The following is an 18328-nucleotide window of genomic DNA, read 5'->3' as shown; positions in this document are numbered from 1 at the left end:
GGGACGGGACTGTTGACACCATCGCAGATGATGCCACGATCCCGTCCCTTTGGTTTCGGCACCTTTCTAAGCTTCTTCATCATCTTCCGGGAGAGACTTCCCTTCCTTTCCCCGGATCCCACCGAAGGCTGCTTCGATAAACCGGTGCTTCTCCTGCTCTTCTAAATGTGCCTGGGCAAACTTCTTGGAGAATTCATCGGGGGGAAATTTACTCAAGCGGCACTTTTTCATGAACCTGACAAAAGTATCCGGGTACATTAAGGCAGCCTCCAAGGTCATGACCTCTTCTCGGGAAAGATGTTTGGTGCGATGATAGGAAGTAATAATCTGTTCCCCAATTTGCTGATTCCATTGGAAATATGGCATGACCTGCTGCATAAAATAGACCAGATCTCCTACCTGTACACCGTAAGCGCAATGTTCCCAATGACGGATATGGGTGACTCCTTTGGCAATAATCCCCTGCCCAGGTTCGAAGCGGCGATGGCAAAAGGTTTTATTCTCCTTGGCCGCCTCCACCAAAGCAGGATATCCGGCGAGCTTTAATAAATTTGCTGCCTTGTGGGCGATGATTTCATAAGACGCCCAAGCTGTCTGAACCTCCGGTGGTAAATGATTCAGGTTTTCTTCCGCCCAGGATGTTTTTTCCGTCATCCCTTGTGCAATATCATCCCAACGTTCCCTGATGGCCCAGGGAGGAACTGCATGGAAAAACATGGCCGATAAATGGATTTCCCCCAGGTACCTGGCAAAAGCCAGTACTTGATCTAATTCATCCCTTTTTCCTTGTTTCCCCCCCACCCAGTCCGTCAAATAATAAATGCCTAAATCGCTTTTGACATAAAAGTCACCATACTTGGTGGGAATTAAGCGGGGTATCCCCTGAAAACAACCCTGTCCGGCCAAGTGCTCCAAAGCCAGGTGCATAAACATCACCCGATCTTCCTGAAAGGCAATTTTCAGTATTTTTTCTCCTTTATGGGTTTTAATTTTATAATCGTTATTTATTTTTTTCATTCTTTTAATGGAAAGATCCCATTCCTGCAAAATCTCTCCTTTATCTAAAAACTCCTGCATCAACTTGGTTTCTCTTTTGACCAAAGACCTGCGCTTACGAGCCAAAAACCTTCCCCCTTTCTCCGCAAACCCCTTAGGCAAACAAACATGAAAGAAATCCTTCTTTTTTTTCTTCCTGGCTCCAAAAATCTTCCAGGCGCTTTTTGGCATCTTTCCCCTTAGAATTTTGACCGGCCATTTCATGAAGCAGTTCCCAATAACCCCGCGGAAACATCATGATTCCTCTCAGCAGACGAAGTTCCCGGGGCTCTAGATGAAGGATTTGATCATATTGGGTGACCACCTTTTGACACAAAGTTTCATCCCATTGGTTTTCCCTGCCGACAATAAATAAAAAATCAATTAAATCCCGCAGGGGCAGATCCCTCTTCCAATGCATCAGACCGGTGAAAGATACTTCCTGGGACCAACCCATAATCAGATGCTCCTGAGTCAAGGCGCTATGACAGATGCTTAAATCCTGGGCCACTTGTTCTTTGAGGAACTTATATTCCGGTCCGGTGAAGAATTTTGCGGCAGTAACTGCCTGGTCCGCCATACGCTCTAGACTTTCTTTAAAGAAAAGCGGTTTTTTGATCTGCCCCTTCAGACGGACAATTTGAGAAGCAGTCCTTAAGAAATCTGCTGCCCAGGGATTTGCATCTGTTTGCTCCCATTTTTCGCCCGTGAAATAAAAACCTCTGGAGGCCAGATGTAATTTACCCAGACCTTGCGCCGTTTGAAGCACATCTTGGTCATCCCGGAAATTTACAGGATTTCCGGAAATCCAATCAGAAACACAGTAAAAGTTTCCTGCTGCTTCTAAATAAGGCGCTCCGAATTTTGTCCGAATCAAACGGGGAATATTTTTAAATCCCTGGTGCGCCAAATGCTCCATCAATAAATAATAATGAAATATCTGGTCGGGAAAAGCCCTTCTGATTTGTAAACATTTAGCACCTACTTCCGTTTCCAGCTTAATAACCCCTCGTTGAAATGATCCGTCGAAGATTTTAAATTCCCATTGTTCGATCGTGTGCCTATCCAGATGCAGCTTAGCAATGGTGCGCTGATATCGATCTCCTCTTGCCACCTTTCTCCACTCCTTTAATAACTTTAAAAAGCACAACATTTGCAGTTGTGCTTATCGCTGTACATCTTATCTTCAGCTTCCGGGAATAGACAACAGCAAGCCGGTTCTGATCTCTTCTTCATGGATGGCATTGAAGGTGCTGATTCGTTCTCTGGAAATCCCGAATTTATCGGCAATGGCGTCTAAATCCTCTCCTGCCTGAACCCGATAAAATTTCATTTGAAAATAGCTTTGTCTGCCGGAAGATTCAGACCTGACCTCCTTTTCTTTAGCTGCCACTTTAATCAATTTTTGAGGCAAGGGCAAGGGTACCTGATTTTCCAGTGGCACCACTTCCCGGAATTGCGGGATTTCTCTTTCGCTAAATGAATCTTTACTTGCTGTCTCTGTTGGGATCTCTTCCCAGTCATTTGTCTGAGCGTACAATTCCGGAATCTCTTCATTTTCTTCAGTCCGATAATTTTCCGCCTCATAATATACTTCTTCCGTCAAAATTGGCTCGGCCTTTGGAACTTCCCCGGACTCCTCTTCTAATAGAATGGGTTCAGCACTTGAAATCTCTCTGGACTCCTCTTCTAATAGAATGGGCTCGGTACTTGGAATCTCTCTGTACTCCTCTTCTAATAGAATGGACTTGGTACTTGGAATCTCTCTGTACTCTTCTGCCACAGATATGGGCTCTGTATTTGAAGCTTCCCTGAACTCCTCATCCAAAGGAATCGGCTCCTCCGCTCTAAAAACAGGTTCTGCATTTTCCTCCGTGATCAGCTGTAATACCGCCTCATACTCAATTGCCTTGGGATTAACCAAAAACCAGTTGCTGCTATGAACAGAGGGATTCATGGTCATGGGATGATCCCGGCAAAGTCCTTCCGTATCAATGGCTAAAGTAAAAGGAACGCATATTTCCAGTTCCCTTGTCTCATCATCTTTAAGCCTTTCTTGGACCGTCTCTTCTTCTTCATCTTTCAGGGCAGATTTCAGGCGGGCAATCACCTGTTCTTCGTTTTCAGCAGCACTCCAGGTTTCATTTTCCGTTAATTGTATGCTTCTCCAGGGAATATCCTCATCCATATCATCGATGGGAAGATAACGGATTTTTAGATCCATTTCCCCGGAAATAGTGATTTCCTGATCATCTCCCTCAGCCTGGGTCATACGGGGCACAGCCCGAATCTCCTTAATTTCCTGTACACCGGGATTACCTTCCGGAATAAACAGTGTTTTAACCACCGGTGCAAAAACATCCTTAACCATAGCATCTCCTCCCGGTTTTCCTCTACAAAAAGATATGCATGCATCCTTTTAATATGACTAAATTCTATACTAATGATCAGGAAATTTTGGTATATTAATAGCAATGCTATAAAAAATAAGGAGATGTATCATGTCAAAAAACCCATTGGTCACCATCGAAATGGAAAAGGGCCAAAAAATCGAAATTGAATTATATCAAGAAGTTGCCCCGATCTCGGTTCAGAATTTTATTTCCCTTGTCCAAGAAGGCTTTTATGACGGATTGATTTTTCATCGCGTCATCCCCGGCTTTATGATTCAAGGAGGTTGTCCTCAAGGTTCCGGCATGGGCGGCCCGGGAAAGACCATCAAAGGAGAATTTGCCGCCAATGGTTTTCCTAACAATCTGAAGCATACCCGAGGAGTACTGTCCATGGCCCGGGCGATGGATCCCAATTCCGCCGGTTCCCAGTTTTTTATTATGGTTGCCGATTCCCCCCACTTAGACGGGCAATATGCATCCTTCGGTAAAGTTATTTCCGGTATGGAAACCGTGGATGAGATCGTCCAAAGTGAGAGAAATCATATGGACAAGCCTCTCCAAGATCAAAAAATGAAAAAGGTCACTGTGGAACTCTTTGATCAGGAATAACAGGATATTCTTTCTGAAAGTATTAAAAAGGCAGATGTCAAATGGCATCTGCTTCTTATTTGTTGCTCAGCATCCCAGGACCTCCTGATAAACCTTGATGGTTTGAGCTGCTGTTTTCGTCCAGGAAAAGCTTTCCGCCCTTCTTAACCCCTTTTTTCTTAATTCCTGCTCCAAGACCGGCTCCGTCAGCACCCGATGCATGGCTCCCGCTAAAGCCAGCAAATCATGGGGATTGACCAAAAGGGCTGCATCTCCTACTACCTCCGGGAGAGAAGAGACATTGGAAACGATGGTGGGCGTGCCGCAGGCCAAAGCTTCAATGGGAGGTAAGCCAAATCCTTCGTAAAAGGAAGGATAGGCAAATAAATCCCCTGCATTATAGAAAAAAGGCAAATCCTGCATGGGGATAAATCCCGGAAAGAGCACCCATTCTTCTAAATCAAGACTTTCCACTAACTTGATCAAAGATGGATAGTCTCGGGAGGGTTTCCCCAGAATCACCAATTGGCAGGGAGTTTTTAAATCCTTATAGATTTTATGATAGGCTTGAATTAAGCCCTTAATATTTTTCCGGGGATTAAAGCCGCCGATATAAAGAATAAACCGACCCTTGATCCCATATTTGTTTTTAATCCGTGCTTTGGCCACTTCCCGTTTGATAGGTTTATACGTGGACTCTGGTGCCTCATAGATGACCGAAATCATCTTTTCCGGCACCCCCATGACCGTCATTAAATCTTTTTTTGAATGTTCGGAAACCGTAATCACATGATCTGTTTCTTCCAGGATCCGGGGCATCTCCTTTTGAAAAATCTTCAGGTATCCGGGTCCTGCCACCTCCGGCAGAACATAGGGGATTAAATCATGAACGGTGACTACCGTGGGATAGTCTTTTTTCGGCGGTAAACCGATGCCATTTTGGGGAACATGATAAATATCAATGGCGTCCGGGGTAATGGTTTCCTGGGCAATGACTGTTTCCCAAAAGGCATCTGTGTTTTGGGCAATGCTTTGAAAGACCCCGCTGGTAAGGGGATCCGTCCCCTGAAATTTTTCATTGGGTAAAAAGAAATGGTATTCATTTTTCTTGTCAATCAAATAAATATTGCGGATTAATTGATAAGTGTAAGTCCCCATGCCGGTTCCCCGATACCAGATCGCCGCGCGGCTGTCTATGCCAACTTTCATCCTCTCTTTCACCCCATTATATCAGTTTAGCCAGTTTGTGAAGACCTTTTTCCCGCAGTGGTTTATCTAAGACCCAGGTTTGCAGCTTTCTCAGCAGCCGTTCTTCAGATTGGTTTTGTTCTACATAACAGGCAAAGGCCACCTGCCAAAAATCTTGGGGAAACCTTAAAAAACTCTGTAATACATCTCGTTCCTTGGAGGAAACCTTACGTACCTGCCGATAATATTTTAAGGCCAGAAGAGCCTGATTCTGATCCCAGCCGCTTCTCTTTAAGACGCGCAGCATCAGACTGCCCAAATCATGGCAACGAAGATCGCTGATACAATAATCAAAATCGATGACATAGCCCTGCCCCTGTTCATCAATGATGACATTGTGATGGGCAAAATCATGATGACAAAAAAATTGTCTGGCCGCTTCTTTCTGATTAATTTGATCATAGGCGCTTTTATCCAGGAGTTCCAGTGCTTTGATACATTCTGATATATAATAGTCCACTGATGATAAAAAAATGAGATCAAAATTGCTTTTTCGTTTGATGCGCCGCACCCCATGTTTAAAATCAAGGAGCTGATTCATTTTGTCCTCCATGGAGGATTGCCAGGTCCCCCATTTGATGCGTCCCTCCCAGGGAGGAGGAAAATAACCCTCAGAGGCTTGATGCAGAGCTGCCAGTGTGCGGGCGGCGGTTTTTAAGTCGCCTCTCCGGCTGTAATCCGCTTCTCTGCCCCCGATCCACCGGGAAAGGGCATATCGTTTACCCTTCCATAAGGCATAAGGGTAACCATCCCTGGTGGGTATCGTACGGTTGATGGCAGAAAAACCGTGGGCTGCCAGGTGCTCCATCGCCCCATAAATATAACAAAATTCATCTTCCGGAAACTTTATTTCCTTTAAGGCAAAAAAACCATCACGCCCTTCTACCCGGTAGACCATCTTATAAGGTTCAATGTGCAGGGCCTGTAATTCATACCGATCTAAAATACCAATAAAATCTTCCGGCAATAAATCCTTTTCTCCCATGCTTTCAACTCCTTAAAGGGAGAGGAATCCTTGTTCCATTTTTCTCCAGAATTGTACTTTACGGTGGTAAATTTCTCCATAGCAGCATAAAAGTTGATAAGCGTTTTTTTTCCTCTGCCCGGATAAATACCAATTATGCCCGGCTCTCCATAACTCATGAGGGAAAACCAGCAGAGCCAGCAGTAATGTTTGCTCTGCAGGCGATAAGGGAGCCTGATCCTGGTAGCGGGCTAAGATGCGCCCCCCGGTTTTGATCTCCCAAGGCTGCTCCACAAAAGAGGTTCTCAGGAACCGGGCTAAATCAACCAGAGGAGAGTCCTGCACACAGTATTCAAAATCAATGATAAAGACTTCTCCCTGATGAAGAATCAGGTTATGGTAAACAAAATCCCGATGACAAAGGGGTTTCCGCTCCTCCAAGGTGCGGCAATATGACCGGTATTCCCCTCCTTGGAGCATGCTTAATGATTGCTCTGCATCCCTTAACCCCTGAGGCAGCATTTGATGAAACAGATGATCAAAATCATTTTTACCCCCGCGGGACAAACTACCCATGATTTTTAAGTCCATGATGCGCAGCTGCCATTTGTCAGGCCAGCGACCGATATCATTTCTGGGGAGGCAATCTGCAGGAGGAATAAAACCAGCCCCCTGACGATGGAAAGAACCCAAAACATCAGCGGCTAAATCCAATTGTTCACTTTGAGAGAAATCAAGACAGGGCCCTTCGATCCATTCTGTCAGAAAGTAAAGCTCCTCACCTTCTGCCACATATAAGCCGCCTTCTTGATTCCGACAGATCCGGGAAATATGATGGAAACCTTTTTGCCACAAATATTCCATGGCAGATAAATAGAATAATAAACTTTCCGGCTTACCTTTCACCCTTTTTAAAGCATAATTCATGGGGGGCGTAAAAACTTTATTGACATTCTTATGGGTGGTGATTTTTCGTCCTTTTATTTCGTAATGCGCAAGAACCTGGGAAAGCGACTTAGCCCCATCGGCTTCACCCCTGACTTTAAGTAAAACGCCTTATTCGTAATCATAATATCCCATCGGCTCGTACATTGTTCCAAGTATGAGAAAGTAAGGGGATCGCCCCTATAAATATTCATCCAGGTCCAGCCCTTTTACCTTTTCTACCAGCTGTTTCACTTCCTGATCCCGTTCCTTGGGACAGACCAGCATGACATCTTCAAATTGAATAATAATTAAATTTTCCACCCCAATGGTGGCGATTAATTTTGCCTCACTATCAATAATGCAGCCCCGGGAGTCAATAGCAATATGTTTTCCTCCATTCAGGGTATTGTTTCTTTCATCTTTGGGCAGATATTTTTCCAGAGCCGACCAGCTTCCCACATCATCCCAAATAAAATCTCCCGTCACAGTAGCGATGTTCTGAGCTTTCTCCATAATCCCATAATCAATGGATACTTTCGGGAACTGAGGATATACTTTATCCAGCACTTTTTTTTCCTCAGGGGTATTTAAATAGGGCTCAATTTCCTGTAGTTTTTGATAAAGTTCCGGTAAATGCTCTTCAATTTCCTTAAGAATCCTGGATATTTTCCAGACAAAGATTCCGCTGTTCCAAAGATAGTTGCCCTGTTTCAGAAAATTCCTTGCTGTCACCGGATCAGGTTTCTCCGTAAATTTTTGGACGTGATAAATAGGGTATCCCTTTTCCGTGTCCAGCTGCCTGCCGCAGCAAATATAGCCATAACCTGTTTTGGGAGAATCAGGCTTGATGCCCAAGGTCATCAGGCAATTCTGTTTTTCCACATAGGAAATGGCACTTTCCAGTGTTTTAATAAAGGCGGTTTCATAACCGATGTAATGGTCGGAAGGAAGAATCATCATGATACCTTCCGAATTGATACGGGCTAATTTAATTGCGGCCAGTCCGATACAGGATGCTGTATCCCGATTGGCCGGTTCCAGGATAACATTTTCCGGAGGTATTTCCGGAATACTTTCATGAACCTGATCCTGATATTGCAGCTGGGTAAGGACAAAACAATGCTCCGGTTCCACCAACATCGAGACTCTGCGCACCGTATCTCCCAATAAGCTGGCCTTCCCCAGCAACTGAAGGAATTGCTTCGGATTCTTCAAACGGCTCTTCGGCCAAAAGCGCGTTCCCGCGCCCCCCGCCATGATCACAGCGAAGACAGGCACCACCTCAAGCACCTCCCAGTGTCATTCATCTATCTTATCTCTATGCACCGAGAGCCCCCGAAGTGTAAAAAAAACACTCCCAAAAGGGAATGTTTGTGATCTTATCTGCCGCTCTTCTTGCCTTCCTGATGGCGCTTTAAAGCGGTTAATTTTTCATTGCTGTCCTTTAGAAACTTGCTCAGCTTATCTTCAAAAGGAACCTCATTTTTAAAATTACGCTGCTGCGGTGGTGGTGCTGCCGGCTTCGGTCGCGCCTGTTTAATGGAAAGACCAATTTTGCCTTTTTCGTCAATGTTGACGACTTTCACGGTCACCTTGTCAGCTTCCTTTAAGTAATCTTTTACATCCTTCACATAAGCATCTGCCACTTCCGAAATATGAACCAATCCGGTGACTCCTCCGGGCAATTCGACAAATGCGCCAAATTTTGTAATACCGGTAACCGTTCCTTCAATGATATTCCCCACAGCCAGCTCCATAAAACAATAATTCCTCCCTATAAATTTCCCATGTATATTTAGTATATCCAAGTAAAAACCTTATGTCAATGACAAAATTACATTTTCCAGCTTATTTCTTTCATGATCAATGAATATTGTTGGAAAGCTCCTTGATGGATTTCACTTCCGGCAATTTTCCCGGCTCACCCGGCACCAAAAGAATCTCTCCGGGCTTAATCAGACCTAAATCTTCCCGGGCAATGCGCTCAATATGGGATCGGTTCTCCAATAAAGCCATCTCCGCCTCCAGGCCTTTTTGTTCCTGCAGGAGTTCATTTTTAATTTGAGCATATCCTGCTATTTCTTGATCCATTTGATGCATGGCATAATATTGCTGCCCAAAAGAAAAGCTCACATAGACAATCAGTCCCACAAACAGGAAGAATCTCCTTTTGACACGAAATTTTGGTTTTTTCTTTTTGGGGTGCATCTTGTTCATCTCGAATACAGGTTCAGTCATCCCTGCCACATTAAATGGGGTTCTCTTTTCATTCATTTTCACGGTTCAATTCTCCTTCATCCTGATCTAAATCAAAAATACCCAGGCTGTCTCCCGGCAAAATAATCACGACTTCATAGCCCTTATTTTTCGCACGATTATAAAGGGTGGCCACAGTGCTGGCGCTTAAGGATAATCTCTTTGCTATTTCCTCACCGGTTTTACCCATTTCCTTCATGGCGACCACTTGTCGCTCCCGGAAGCTTAGTTTTTCCACGCCGCGGATTTCGATCTTCACAAATATTATCCCTCACCTGAATCTTGTCCTCAATCTAGCCACAGATTTTCCACAAGTTATCCACCGCTTATCCACAACTGTGGACAAAATTGCTACGTTTTTGCTACAAAATATATTCTATATTTTATTTCTTTTTCCTGCCTCTGGGGATAATAATTTTCTTGATCATGATCTTACCTTTCCTGGGGATAACTTTCAGTAAAAAGTAAACTACTTTTCCAGACTGAATGATCCCGCTCTTGATTTTATTAAAAAGTAAGAGCAAAAGCCAAATGGGCCATACCAAAATTTTTTTCATAATTCTGAAGGGCATGACCAGAATCCGCACCACTGTTTTTACTGTTTTTTCCGCCCAAAATAAAAAGTCACCGAAAAATTTTAAAAAATGAGCACTGAACTTCTTATAGTAAAAAAGAAAACCGGAGACCAGGCCTAAAAATAAATAGACCCTCAATTCCCCCCCATTAAGCTGCACTAACAGTATAAAAACTACTGACGTAATCGCGAGCCACCAAAGCACATCCCAGATTGGAATAGATCGGGCATTTGGAAACCATTTTATTCCTATGCCGCAATAAATACCCCATAAAACCCCAACGAGAAAGCCAATCCCTACCGCACCTAAAAAGAAAAAAAACTGACTGTGAAAAAAATCCATAGGAACCTCCCTGCTTATTTAAGCAGTCGCTGAATAATTCCTTTACCCTTTCCTTTCAGGGATTGATAGCCTTCTGCATCCAGATATTGAATGGACTTGATCAATCCCAAAACGGAGAGATCTCCCGTTTCCAAATCGAGATTATTAATATGCAAATTTTCCCCTTTCAGTACCAACGGCCCTCCGTTCGTTGCTAAGACGATTTCTGAATCATCAAAGGTTTCTACCTTGGTCACGCCTTTTAGCTTAAAATCTTCTTTATTAATTAAAGAAAATTGATGTACTTTGCCCACAGACATTTTTTGGTCTCCTTTCTTGATCACACCTACCAAATAAGTATGAAAAAAAAAGGCCGGATATGCCACATGGACAGAGAAAGTTTCCCCTTATTCGTCAGGAAAAATTAAAGCGGCTTCTTCCCATCTTAATGCTGAAAGATAGGTGTTCATTTTCTCCATGATCCCCTTAGCCTCTTCGGCATCACCCTGATAAGCAGCGGTGCTTGCTTTTGTTACTTCCTGTTCCGCTCGGGTGATGCTATGGATATAATTCAAATAATTGCTCTTGGTCTGATAATAGGAGCGCACCATATCCTGATATTTTATTTTTTCTGTTGCTAACAATGATCCATAATGGCTACAAAGGATTTCAATTTCCAGAATCTGTTTCTCTTGGATCTTTGCTATGATGGGGTTTGCCTCAGGATTCTTTTCCACCAGGCCGGCAATGGCAGCGTGAGCGTCTGTGGTAATAAGCTCTTTAGTTGCAATGCGATAAGCCGTATCCATGGCAATTCTTTTGGTATACAAATAACCCTCACGAAACATTTTGCTGCCTTCTTTATATCTTTGAAGCTGGATATAATATGGCACGAAAACAATGGGAATTAAAATCATCCAAGCCGACAGCACCGGTTTATCCATCACCTGCGCAGCAATTTCCCGGGCAAATTTATTTTCATAGGCTAAAATACTGTTATAGTTTTCAGCTGATTGTTGACCTGCCGGTATTTTCATCTTTGACCCCTTTCTGATCGAAACTTTTTTGAAAAAAACTCTCCCAAGAACCTGGGAGAGTCTTTTTATTTCTGGATTGCTCTGTTAATGACGGGTTTTTTACATACCGGGAGTATATCTCATCGTGTTATCAATACGAGGCACAATCTCATAAATCTGATCGACAAAAATGTAAAACCATTCTCCGGCATGGATGTCTTCATCGATGATCTGCTGATGCTGCTCCGTGAAGCCTGCCACTTGTGAGAGAAAGGGCATTGCCACTGAGACAAAGAGATACATCAATATGAAACCGCCAATTAGCAGGATCCACCTGGGCAATAATTTGTGCTTAGCTTTTTGGGGCACAGACTCTGCTAAGGCTATCATGCTTCACCTCCCATCCCAAAAGATATGTTCTTATTATCTCAGCAATGCTTCTGTTACGTGGGGGAATACTTTCGTAAACATCAGATAACACATGGTTAAGGAAGCACCTAAGCTGAAGGTTTGACCGACAACGTAAAGGATTAACGGCTTTCCGCCCTTTAAGTACTGACCGAATTCGCGGAAATTCGTCGATAAGCCGATGCTGGCAAAGGCCAGGGCGAAGAACCATTTCTGCAGACTGCCGATGGTAGAAACCAGACCGTTATCGATAATCACGGTGGCAGTATCGGTACCTACGATGGCATAAACAATGGAGAACAAGATGGATGCTCCTAAGAAACCAAGGACAAATTTGGGGAAACGGATCCAAATTTCCCTAAGAGCTCCTTTAGCTGATAACTCTACCGCGGATTCTGTTCCTTTGCCTTTATCCACGACTAGCGTCCAGTAGGCTGCAATCCCAAAAGCCATAACCCCGATCAAGATATTTTGAATCATTTTGATGGTGGCTGCCACATCACGGGCCACGGGGCCAAGTAATTCACCGGCCGCTACCACAGCACCGGTGGAGTCAATGGTTCCGCCTAACCAGGCGCCGCCCACCACTTGGTTAAGACCTACCGCCTTAATAAATAAAGGCATCAACACCATCATGATGGCGGTAAAGACCATGGAAATACCGATGGCCAGGGCCAGTTCTTCTTTCTTTGCCCGGCAAGCAGCAGAAGCGGCAATAGCTGCGGAAACACCGCTCACAGACATATCTGCGGAAATAACCATATTGAGGGTAGCCGATTCCATTTTCAAAACTTTCTGTCCAAAAATAAAAGTAAGAATCAAAACAAAGGGAGTTACACCCCAGGTCACAATAATTCCGGGAGGTCCGATCAGCATGATTTTATTCATGAGAATAGTGGCCCCCAACATGACCAAACCTGTTTTAATATAATATTCCGTTTGCACGGCGGGCATAATCCATTTTGGCGTACCGATGGTGTTACTGACCAAAATACCAAGGAGAATGGCCCACAACACGTATTCAATACCCCAGGCCTTAGAAAACTCATGATTGCCCAGGAAGAAGGACAATACCGCTACCAAAAACACGGCGGGGAAGGCTATTAAGAATTTCCTTGCAGAGTCACCGATAAAATATCTTCCAATGCTGAAAAGCAGCCCTAAGAATACCATTAAGACAATCATCGTCAGAATATAATTGTATGATTTCGTATCCGCGGCAGTTTTGGCCTTGGATTCAGCTGCTTTAGCATCCTGCCAGGCAGCAATTTGAGTTGTAGCTTCCTGATTCAGGGCGTCATCCGCAAAACCTGCTGCTGCGGCAGCTTCTTCCGCCAGAAGAGCAGTTTCTTTAGCTTCCGTTGTTGCTGCTTTGGCTGCTTCGTAATCGGCAGCTGCAGACGTTCTTTTTGCTTCGGCAGCATTCTCACTCAAGATAAATGATTTTCCAGGATTACTGGAATCCCAGGAACCGGGAGTCTTTAAATAATTATTAATGGTTTTGGCAACAGGGGCACTGCTCCCTTTCAAACCGGCCTTGGCACTGTTGGCATCATACCAAGCCACTGTTTTAAAAGGTGCCCGATCTGCTTCAGCCTCCATAGCAGCATTACTGTCCGCAATAATTTGATTCATATCTGCGGGAGGATTGGCAAAAAAGAGAACTAATCCTAATAACAAAATAAATGCACCGAGCCAAATGGCCCAATAATCTTCGTGTTTTAATAAAAAGGAAAGACCTCGTTTTTCACTTGACACTTACATGACCTCCTCATTGTTAGAATGTCGTTTTCATCCCCACCAGGATTTATATTTTTTGTCAATCTATCATTTTACATCTATTACACCCCCTTAAAGGAAAATCTAGTTACGTAAATACTTATTTTAATGATAAGTATTTACGATGTGTAACCCTTCGACAAAAGCAGTCAAAAATCCTTTATTGGATATATAAGAATACCCTTTTTATCTAATCTTAATAATTTTTTTAGGATTTTATGCCAATTTATATTAAGGAAAAAAGAAAACTTGGCGTAAGCCTTAGTTGCACTTATACTTTCAACTTTTATAAGTTATACGTGTGAAAATATAAAAAAATGCCCCAAGGGGCATTCGTAGATTTCATAATCCATTTTGATATTTTTATTTAAATGAAGGAGTTCACTTCCACGCCTTTTTTAGTTCTACATCCTTAAACCAATACTGAACTATTTCTTGCGCACTTTTTCCTTGTTCCGCCAAAGCTCTTGCCCCCCACTGACTCATACCTACACCATGACCGTAACCTTTGCCGTGAATCACAAGCTTCCCGTTCTCGATAGCAAATTTATCAATTAAGCTGGATCTCATTTGATCATTACCCAGGGCCAGACGTAAAGCCGGGGCACTAAGGGTGACATCGTTGATTTTGACTTTCATAGCTCGTCCCGAGGGACCCTTCTCTAAAATCGCCGCTGACTGAACCGGTCCGGGATCATTACCGGCTGTTTCTTTAACTTTTTTCCGCACTGTGGCTAAGTCAAAGCTGGCGGTCCAGGATTTATTCTCCGGCTCCGTGATAGTTTCTCCGGGATCTTTGACACTGGTAATATAGGGCGCCTTTTCTTTGCGAAATTCCAGACCTTCAACGGCGGAAGATGCGGTCTGCCCTCCTCCATCAGCAAAGAACCATCCGTTGATATATGCTCCCTGATAGGTTAGAACCTCTCCTCGCGTATCCCGTACCGCCTTACGCACCCGGTCATTAATCCGGGAAGGATCATAAGCCTGAAATTCCTCTACACTGGTAGAGGCATCCGTGCCATAAGCTTTCACCCCTCCGTCTTGAATCTTTTTCAGGGTAAAGGTTCGGGCTAAAATGGCCTGAGCAGCCAGACTGTTTTGGGGCCAGGCAGGGTCCATTTCCGCAGCAACTACACCCTCGAGATATTTTTCCAGCTTGATTTTCTCCGTTTGTTTCGTTTCATTGATATATAAGGATATGGTAGGTTCGGTTTGATATGCCTGAGAATCATCCTTGTTCCCTTTAACCTGGGGCTTCTGTTCCGGGTTAGAACAACTTACCAGGGTGAGTCCAAGTAAAATCATCGCCAAAATCATTAAAATACGCGAAGCTGCTTTTTGCATTCTGATTCCTCCCGGTTTTTCCTTATTGATCTTGCTTTTTTATCCTTTCCGAGAGGAGACCAATTTATTCTTTAGAACCATTCCTGGGTGATTTTGACGTCCTGCAATACCTTGTACAAATCTCTCGCCTGGTCTGCCCGCACCGTATCCGCAATCGCCAGAATTTCCACCTTCAACATGCGGGAACCAAAGCCCAATTCCAAAATATCCCCCACCTTAACCTCCGTACCGGCTTTGGCAGACCTGCCATTGACCGACACCTTGCCGCCGTCGCAGACCTCCTTGGCCACCGTACGCCTTTTAATTAAACGGGATACTTTTAAAAATTTATCTAATCTCATGTTCTCTCCTTTAAAATTAAAAGTCAGGTCCCTAAAGGACCCGACTCTTAAAATGATTTATTTTGCCACTGCATCCTTTAAACCTTTACCCGCTTTAAAGGTAGGGACCCTTGCCGCTGCTATGTTAATGGTTTCTCCCGATTGAGGATTCCGCCCGACTCGAGCAGCTCTTTCTTTGACCTCAAATGTTCCAAATCCCACCAATTGAACCTTTTCATTAGCTGCCAGCGCTTCTTCGATACTGGATAAAACGGCATTAATCAGTTTCTCTGCATCTTTTTTGGTCACTTCTGTTTTTTCCGATACACTGTTAATCAGATCGGTTTTATTCAAAACAAATCCCTCCTACTAAAAGTTGATACTAGATAACAATTCGTTACAACCCAAGATATTCCTGCCTTTGTTCCGTTTTTTTCTTGTTATTTGTTAATTTTTTTTGCTTGATTCCAATATTGATCCATTTCTTCTAAAGATAACTCCTGTAAGGGAACCTTCTGCGCCTTGGCCTGTGATTCGATATAAGAAAAACGTTGGATAAATTTCCGATTAGCATCCTGCAACGCTTCTTCTGCATCAACACCTAAAAATCGGGCTGCATTTACCACAGCAAAAAGAAGATCGCCCAATTCTTCTTTGATACCAACACCTGTCCCTTCCGCCTCCCGCAACTCTCCTAACTCTTCCGACACCTTATCCCAAGCACCCTGAATGTCAGGCCAATCAAAACCAACCCGGGCAGCTTTCTGTTGAAGCTTTTCTGCCCTGTATAATGCGGGAAAGTTTTTTGGTACATCCAACACCGGTCGAGGCTGATCACGTTCTTCATCTTTGATTTCTTCCCATTTCACCAGGACTTGCTCTGATGTTTCCAAGTCTTCACTGCCAAAAACATGGGGGTGGCGTCGGATCATTTTATCAACGATCCCTTTAATGACATCATTGATATTAAAATGACCATTTTCCTCGGCCATCCTGGCATGAAAGGTAATCTGTAGTAGTAAGTCTCCCAACTCCTCACATAATTTATACATATCTTTTTCATCAATGGCATCCAATACTTCATAGGTTTCTTCCACTAAATATTTTTTGATGGATTCATGGGTTTGTTCTTTATCCCAAGGGCAGCCTTCCTCCCCCCGTAACGTCATCATAATATCAACTAAGTCGGTAAAGGACACATCTTTCCCATTTCGATACGTCAATTTAATCCCATCCTATCCTCGACCTGATTTTCTTTAGTAATTAACATTATTTTAGCAAGTTTCCCCATTTGTTGCAAGTATGACAAGGACACATGACAAGGGGACGGGGTTGTTGACAACATCTCAGATGTTGTCAACAACCCCGTCCCCTTGTCACCCTTGCTGCTCGTCACTTGACACCTTTGTTTTTTATTGCTCCATTTGTTTAGCTAAAAATCCCGCAGCGGTTTCCGCCAGTTTTAGTTCCAATTCTCCCATGGTAATATTCGCTTCTTTGGAACAAAGTATCACAGCCCCAATGGGGTCGCCTTGGGAAATAATCGGTGCAATGACTTGCGCAGAAAACTTGCAGCCTTCTTCCTCGTTATCACTTTCAATAATAGCACAATCTTTACCTGAAGTGATATCACCGGTATTATTAAAGAGGATAGCATTTCTATCCTCCATAACCCGTTCTACGGCAGAACCAACAGGTTTATCAAGAAATTCTTTTTTGGAAGCTCCGCTCACAGCTATAATGGTGTCCCGGTCCGAAATGCAGGCAATATGACCAATAGCTTCAAAAAGAGAATCCGCATATTCCTTGGCAAAATTACCCAATTCCCCAATGGGTGAGTATTTCTTGAGGATGACTTCTCCTTCCCGATCAACAAAAATTTCTAAGGGATCGCCTTCTCTAATCCTTAAAGTTCTACGAATTTCTTTCGGGATCACTACTCGGCCCAAATCATCTATACGACGTACGATGCCTGTTGCTTTCATGAAATTCATTTCCCTCCTTTAGCTCAACTAAATCGCTGTTCCTTTGTTTCAGACTTAGTATATAACTTTTTCTTGTCGATTATTCATTTTTTGCATAGGATGGAAAAAGACAAAGGAAGGAGATCTTCCCTTGTCTCTTTTTAAATCTTCGCCTTGGCACGAGCTAAGTTTTCTTTATTCTTTAGAGATATTATTCTTAATATCAGCTTCTTGCTCCGCTTGATCCATATATGTTTTGAAGGCTGTATTTTTCTCTGTACTTAAAAGTTGAGCACGAATATCTTCCTTCACTTCTTCCAGGGAGCCTTTCTTCTCATCTAATTTGATGATATGATACCCAAACTGAGAAAGAACCGGTTCTTTGCTATAATCCCCCACCTTTGCCAGTTGGAAGGATCCGGCAACAAATTCCGGAACCAAGCCCTGCTCGTTTTTTGAAAACTCCATATCTAAGACCCCCCCTTGGGCAGCAGAGCCGGGATCTCCTGAATATTTCTTGGCCAAGTCAGCAAAATTAGCCCCCTGATCCAATTCTTTAATCACGGATAGGGCTTTCTCCTTAGCGGCTGCGATTTCCTCTGTAGTGGCTTTATCCTTTTCGGCATTGATCAGGATATGAGAGACCTTAATTTTATCCCAAACTGCCGGATCTTTTTCATAAAATTCTTTAACGGCCTGATCTGTCACGGTAATTTTCCCTGTTATTTTTTCAAATAATTTCTGTCCCGTGAACTGATATGCAATCCGGTTCTTAAACTCATCCTCCGTAATTTCCATGGATTTAAGCCATTCCTGGTATTTTTCATCGTTTTCAAAAGAACTCTTTACATCCTTTTCCAGATAGTCATTAATTTCCTGGTCGGAAACTTCAATCTTCTCTTTCTTTGCGGACTGCAGCACCAATTTTTCATAAATCAGGCCCTTGATGGCATCTTCCTTTAAAGCTGCCAGATTTTTCTCTCCTTCTGCTCCTTCAAAAGAAGTACCCATCTGTTCCCCGTATACCTTTAATTGACTTACATAACGGTCAAACTGCTCTTGGGTGATTTCCTCCCCATTGACCACTGCCGGCAGTTTCTCACCGCCTCCGCAGCCTGCCAATAATAATGCTGCCATAATCAATACCATAAACAAAAACCGCTGGCGCAAATAAAACACCTCCTAAT

The 18328-nt window shown here is 43.4% G+C and carries 22 protein-coding genes; 1 reads left to right on the top strand and 21 read right to left on the bottom strand.

Annotation, left to right across the window (positions count from 1 at the left end; translation table 11 throughout):
• Positions 1-66: 66 nt before the first annotated feature.
• From CEQ75_RS05220 to CEQ75_RS05210, 3 genes are all read right to left on the bottom strand, one after another.
• Entirely contained in the window at positions 67-1122 is a 1056-nt protein-coding gene (locus CEQ75_RS05220) for a protein kinase family protein (protein ID WP_089609397.1), read from the bottom strand.
• A gap of 28 nt (positions 1123-1150) precedes the next feature.
• Positions 1151-2149: a protein kinase family protein gene (locus CEQ75_RS05215; protein ID WP_089609396.1), complete on the bottom strand. Its 999-nt coding sequence runs from the start codon at positions 2147-2149 to the stop codon at positions 1151-1153.
• A 72-nt stretch (positions 2150-2221) separates the two neighbouring features.
• Complete coding sequence (locus CEQ75_RS05210) at positions 2222-3406, bottom strand: LysM peptidoglycan-binding domain-containing protein (RefSeq protein ID WP_089609395.1); 1185 nt, start codon at positions 3404-3406, stop codon at positions 2222-2224.
• A gap of 130 nt (positions 3407-3536) precedes the next feature.
• Between CEQ75_RS05210 and CEQ75_RS05205 the strand changes: the two genes are divergently transcribed.
• On the top strand, positions 3537-4037 hold the full coding sequence (locus tag CEQ75_RS05205) for a peptidylprolyl isomerase (protein WP_089609394.1): 501 nt from the start codon (positions 3537-3539) through the stop codon (positions 4035-4037).
• Positions 4038-4103: 66 nt separating this feature from the next.
• On the opposite strand, the gene CEQ75_RS05200 is transcribed toward CEQ75_RS05205, so the two are convergent.
• The 18 genes from CEQ75_RS05200 to CEQ75_RS05115 form a co-directional block, all read right to left on the bottom strand.
• On the bottom strand, positions 4104-5225 hold the full coding sequence (locus CEQ75_RS05200; protein ID WP_089609393.1) for a glycosyltransferase family 4 protein: 1122 nt from the start codon (positions 5223-5225) through the stop codon (positions 4104-4106).
• A 16-nt stretch (positions 5226-5241) separates the two neighbouring features.
• Positions 5242-6249, bottom strand: a complete 1008-nt coding sequence (locus CEQ75_RS05195) for a CotS family spore coat protein (RefSeq protein ID WP_089609392.1) — start codon at positions 6247-6249, stop codon at positions 5242-5244.
• Between the two features lie 12 nt (positions 6250-6261).
• Positions 6262-7197: a CotS family spore coat protein gene (locus CEQ75_RS05190; RefSeq protein ID WP_257913238.1), complete on the bottom strand. Its 936-nt coding sequence runs from the start codon at positions 7195-7197 to the stop codon at positions 6262-6264.
• Between the two features lie 156 nt (positions 7198-7353).
• Positions 7354-8436: a mannose-1-phosphate guanylyltransferase gene (locus CEQ75_RS05185; protein ID WP_089609390.1), complete on the bottom strand. Its 1083-nt coding sequence runs from the start codon at positions 8434-8436 to the stop codon at positions 7354-7356.
• A 98-nt stretch (positions 8437-8534) separates the two neighbouring features.
• Positions 8535-8912, bottom strand: a complete 378-nt coding sequence (locus CEQ75_RS05180) for a S1 RNA-binding domain-containing protein (protein ID WP_089609389.1) — start codon at positions 8910-8912, stop codon at positions 8535-8537.
• A 106-nt stretch (positions 8913-9018) separates the two neighbouring features.
• Positions 9019-9429 (bottom strand): FtsB family cell division protein, encoded by a 411-nt coding sequence (locus tag CEQ75_RS05175; RefSeq protein WP_242965449.1) that lies wholly within the window; start codon positions 9427-9429, stop codon positions 9019-9021.
• On the bottom strand, positions 9422-9670 hold the full coding sequence (locus CEQ75_RS05170) for a helix-turn-helix transcriptional regulator (RefSeq protein ID WP_089609387.1): 249 nt from the start codon (positions 9668-9670) through the stop codon (positions 9422-9424). The genes CEQ75_RS05175 and CEQ75_RS05170 overlap by 8 nt, the downstream gene beginning before the upstream one ends.
• A gap of 124 nt (positions 9671-9794) precedes the next feature.
• Positions 9795-10328, bottom strand: coding sequence for a spore cortex biosynthesis protein YabQ (gene yabQ, locus CEQ75_RS05165; protein ID WP_089609386.1), 534 nt, complete (start codon positions 10326-10328; stop codon positions 9795-9797).
• 14 nt (positions 10329-10342) lie between these two features.
• The gene (gene yabP, locus CEQ75_RS05160; protein WP_089612508.1) at positions 10343-10627 is read right to left on the bottom strand and encodes a sporulation protein YabP; all 285 of its coding nucleotides are present in this window, start codon (positions 10625-10627) and stop codon (positions 10343-10345) included.
• 87 nt (positions 10628-10714) lie between these two features.
• Entirely contained in the window at positions 10715-11344 is a 630-nt protein-coding gene (locus CEQ75_RS05155; RefSeq protein ID WP_089609385.1) for an NF038143 family protein, read from the bottom strand.
• A gap of 99 nt (positions 11345-11443) precedes the next feature.
• Positions 11444-11713 (bottom strand): hypothetical protein, encoded by a 270-nt coding sequence (locus tag CEQ75_RS05150; protein WP_089609384.1) that lies wholly within the window; start codon positions 11711-11713, stop codon positions 11444-11446.
• A gap of 33 nt (positions 11714-11746) precedes the next feature.
• Entirely contained in the window at positions 11747-13489 is a 1743-nt protein-coding gene (locus tag CEQ75_RS05145; protein WP_089609383.1) for a YeiH family protein, read from the bottom strand.
• 402 nt (positions 13490-13891) lie between these two features.
• A complete protein-coding gene (locus CEQ75_RS05140) occupies positions 13892-14857 on the bottom strand; it encodes a SpoIID/LytB domain-containing protein (RefSeq protein WP_089609382.1) in 966 nt (321 codons plus the stop codon).
• Between the two features lie 71 nt (positions 14858-14928).
• Entirely contained in the window at positions 14929-15198 is a 270-nt protein-coding gene (locus CEQ75_RS05135; RefSeq protein ID WP_089609381.1) for an RNA-binding S4 domain-containing protein, read from the bottom strand.
• A 57-nt stretch (positions 15199-15255) separates the two neighbouring features.
• Complete coding sequence (locus CEQ75_RS05130) at positions 15256-15531, bottom strand: HU family DNA-binding protein (RefSeq protein WP_089609380.1); 276 nt, start codon at positions 15529-15531, stop codon at positions 15256-15258.
• An 86-nt stretch (positions 15532-15617) separates the two neighbouring features.
• Positions 15618-16400, bottom strand: coding sequence for a nucleoside triphosphate pyrophosphohydrolase (mazG, locus tag CEQ75_RS05125; RefSeq protein ID WP_242965378.1), 783 nt, complete (start codon positions 16398-16400; stop codon positions 15618-15620).
• A 189-nt stretch (positions 16401-16589) separates the two neighbouring features.
• The gene (gene spoVT / locus CEQ75_RS05120) at positions 16590-17162 is read right to left on the bottom strand and encodes a stage V sporulation protein T (protein WP_089609379.1); all 573 of its coding nucleotides are present in this window, start codon (positions 17160-17162) and stop codon (positions 16590-16592) included.
• 174 nt (positions 17163-17336) lie between these two features.
• Positions 17337-18311 carry a SurA N-terminal domain-containing protein gene (locus CEQ75_RS05115; RefSeq protein WP_089609378.1) on the bottom strand — a complete coding sequence of 325 codons (975 nt, stop codon included), beginning with the start codon at positions 18309-18311 and terminating at the stop codon, positions 17337-17339.
• Positions 18312-18328 lie beyond the last annotated feature (17 nt).

The sequence above is a fragment of the Dehalobacterium formicoaceticum genome, assembly GCF_002224645.1.
Classification (GTDB): Bacteria; Bacillota; Dehalobacteriia; order Dehalobacteriales; family Dehalobacteriaceae; genus Dehalobacterium; species Dehalobacterium formicoaceticum.
Note: the sequence above shows the minus strand (reverse complement) of the source record. Positions and strands in the feature narration are given on the sequence as shown.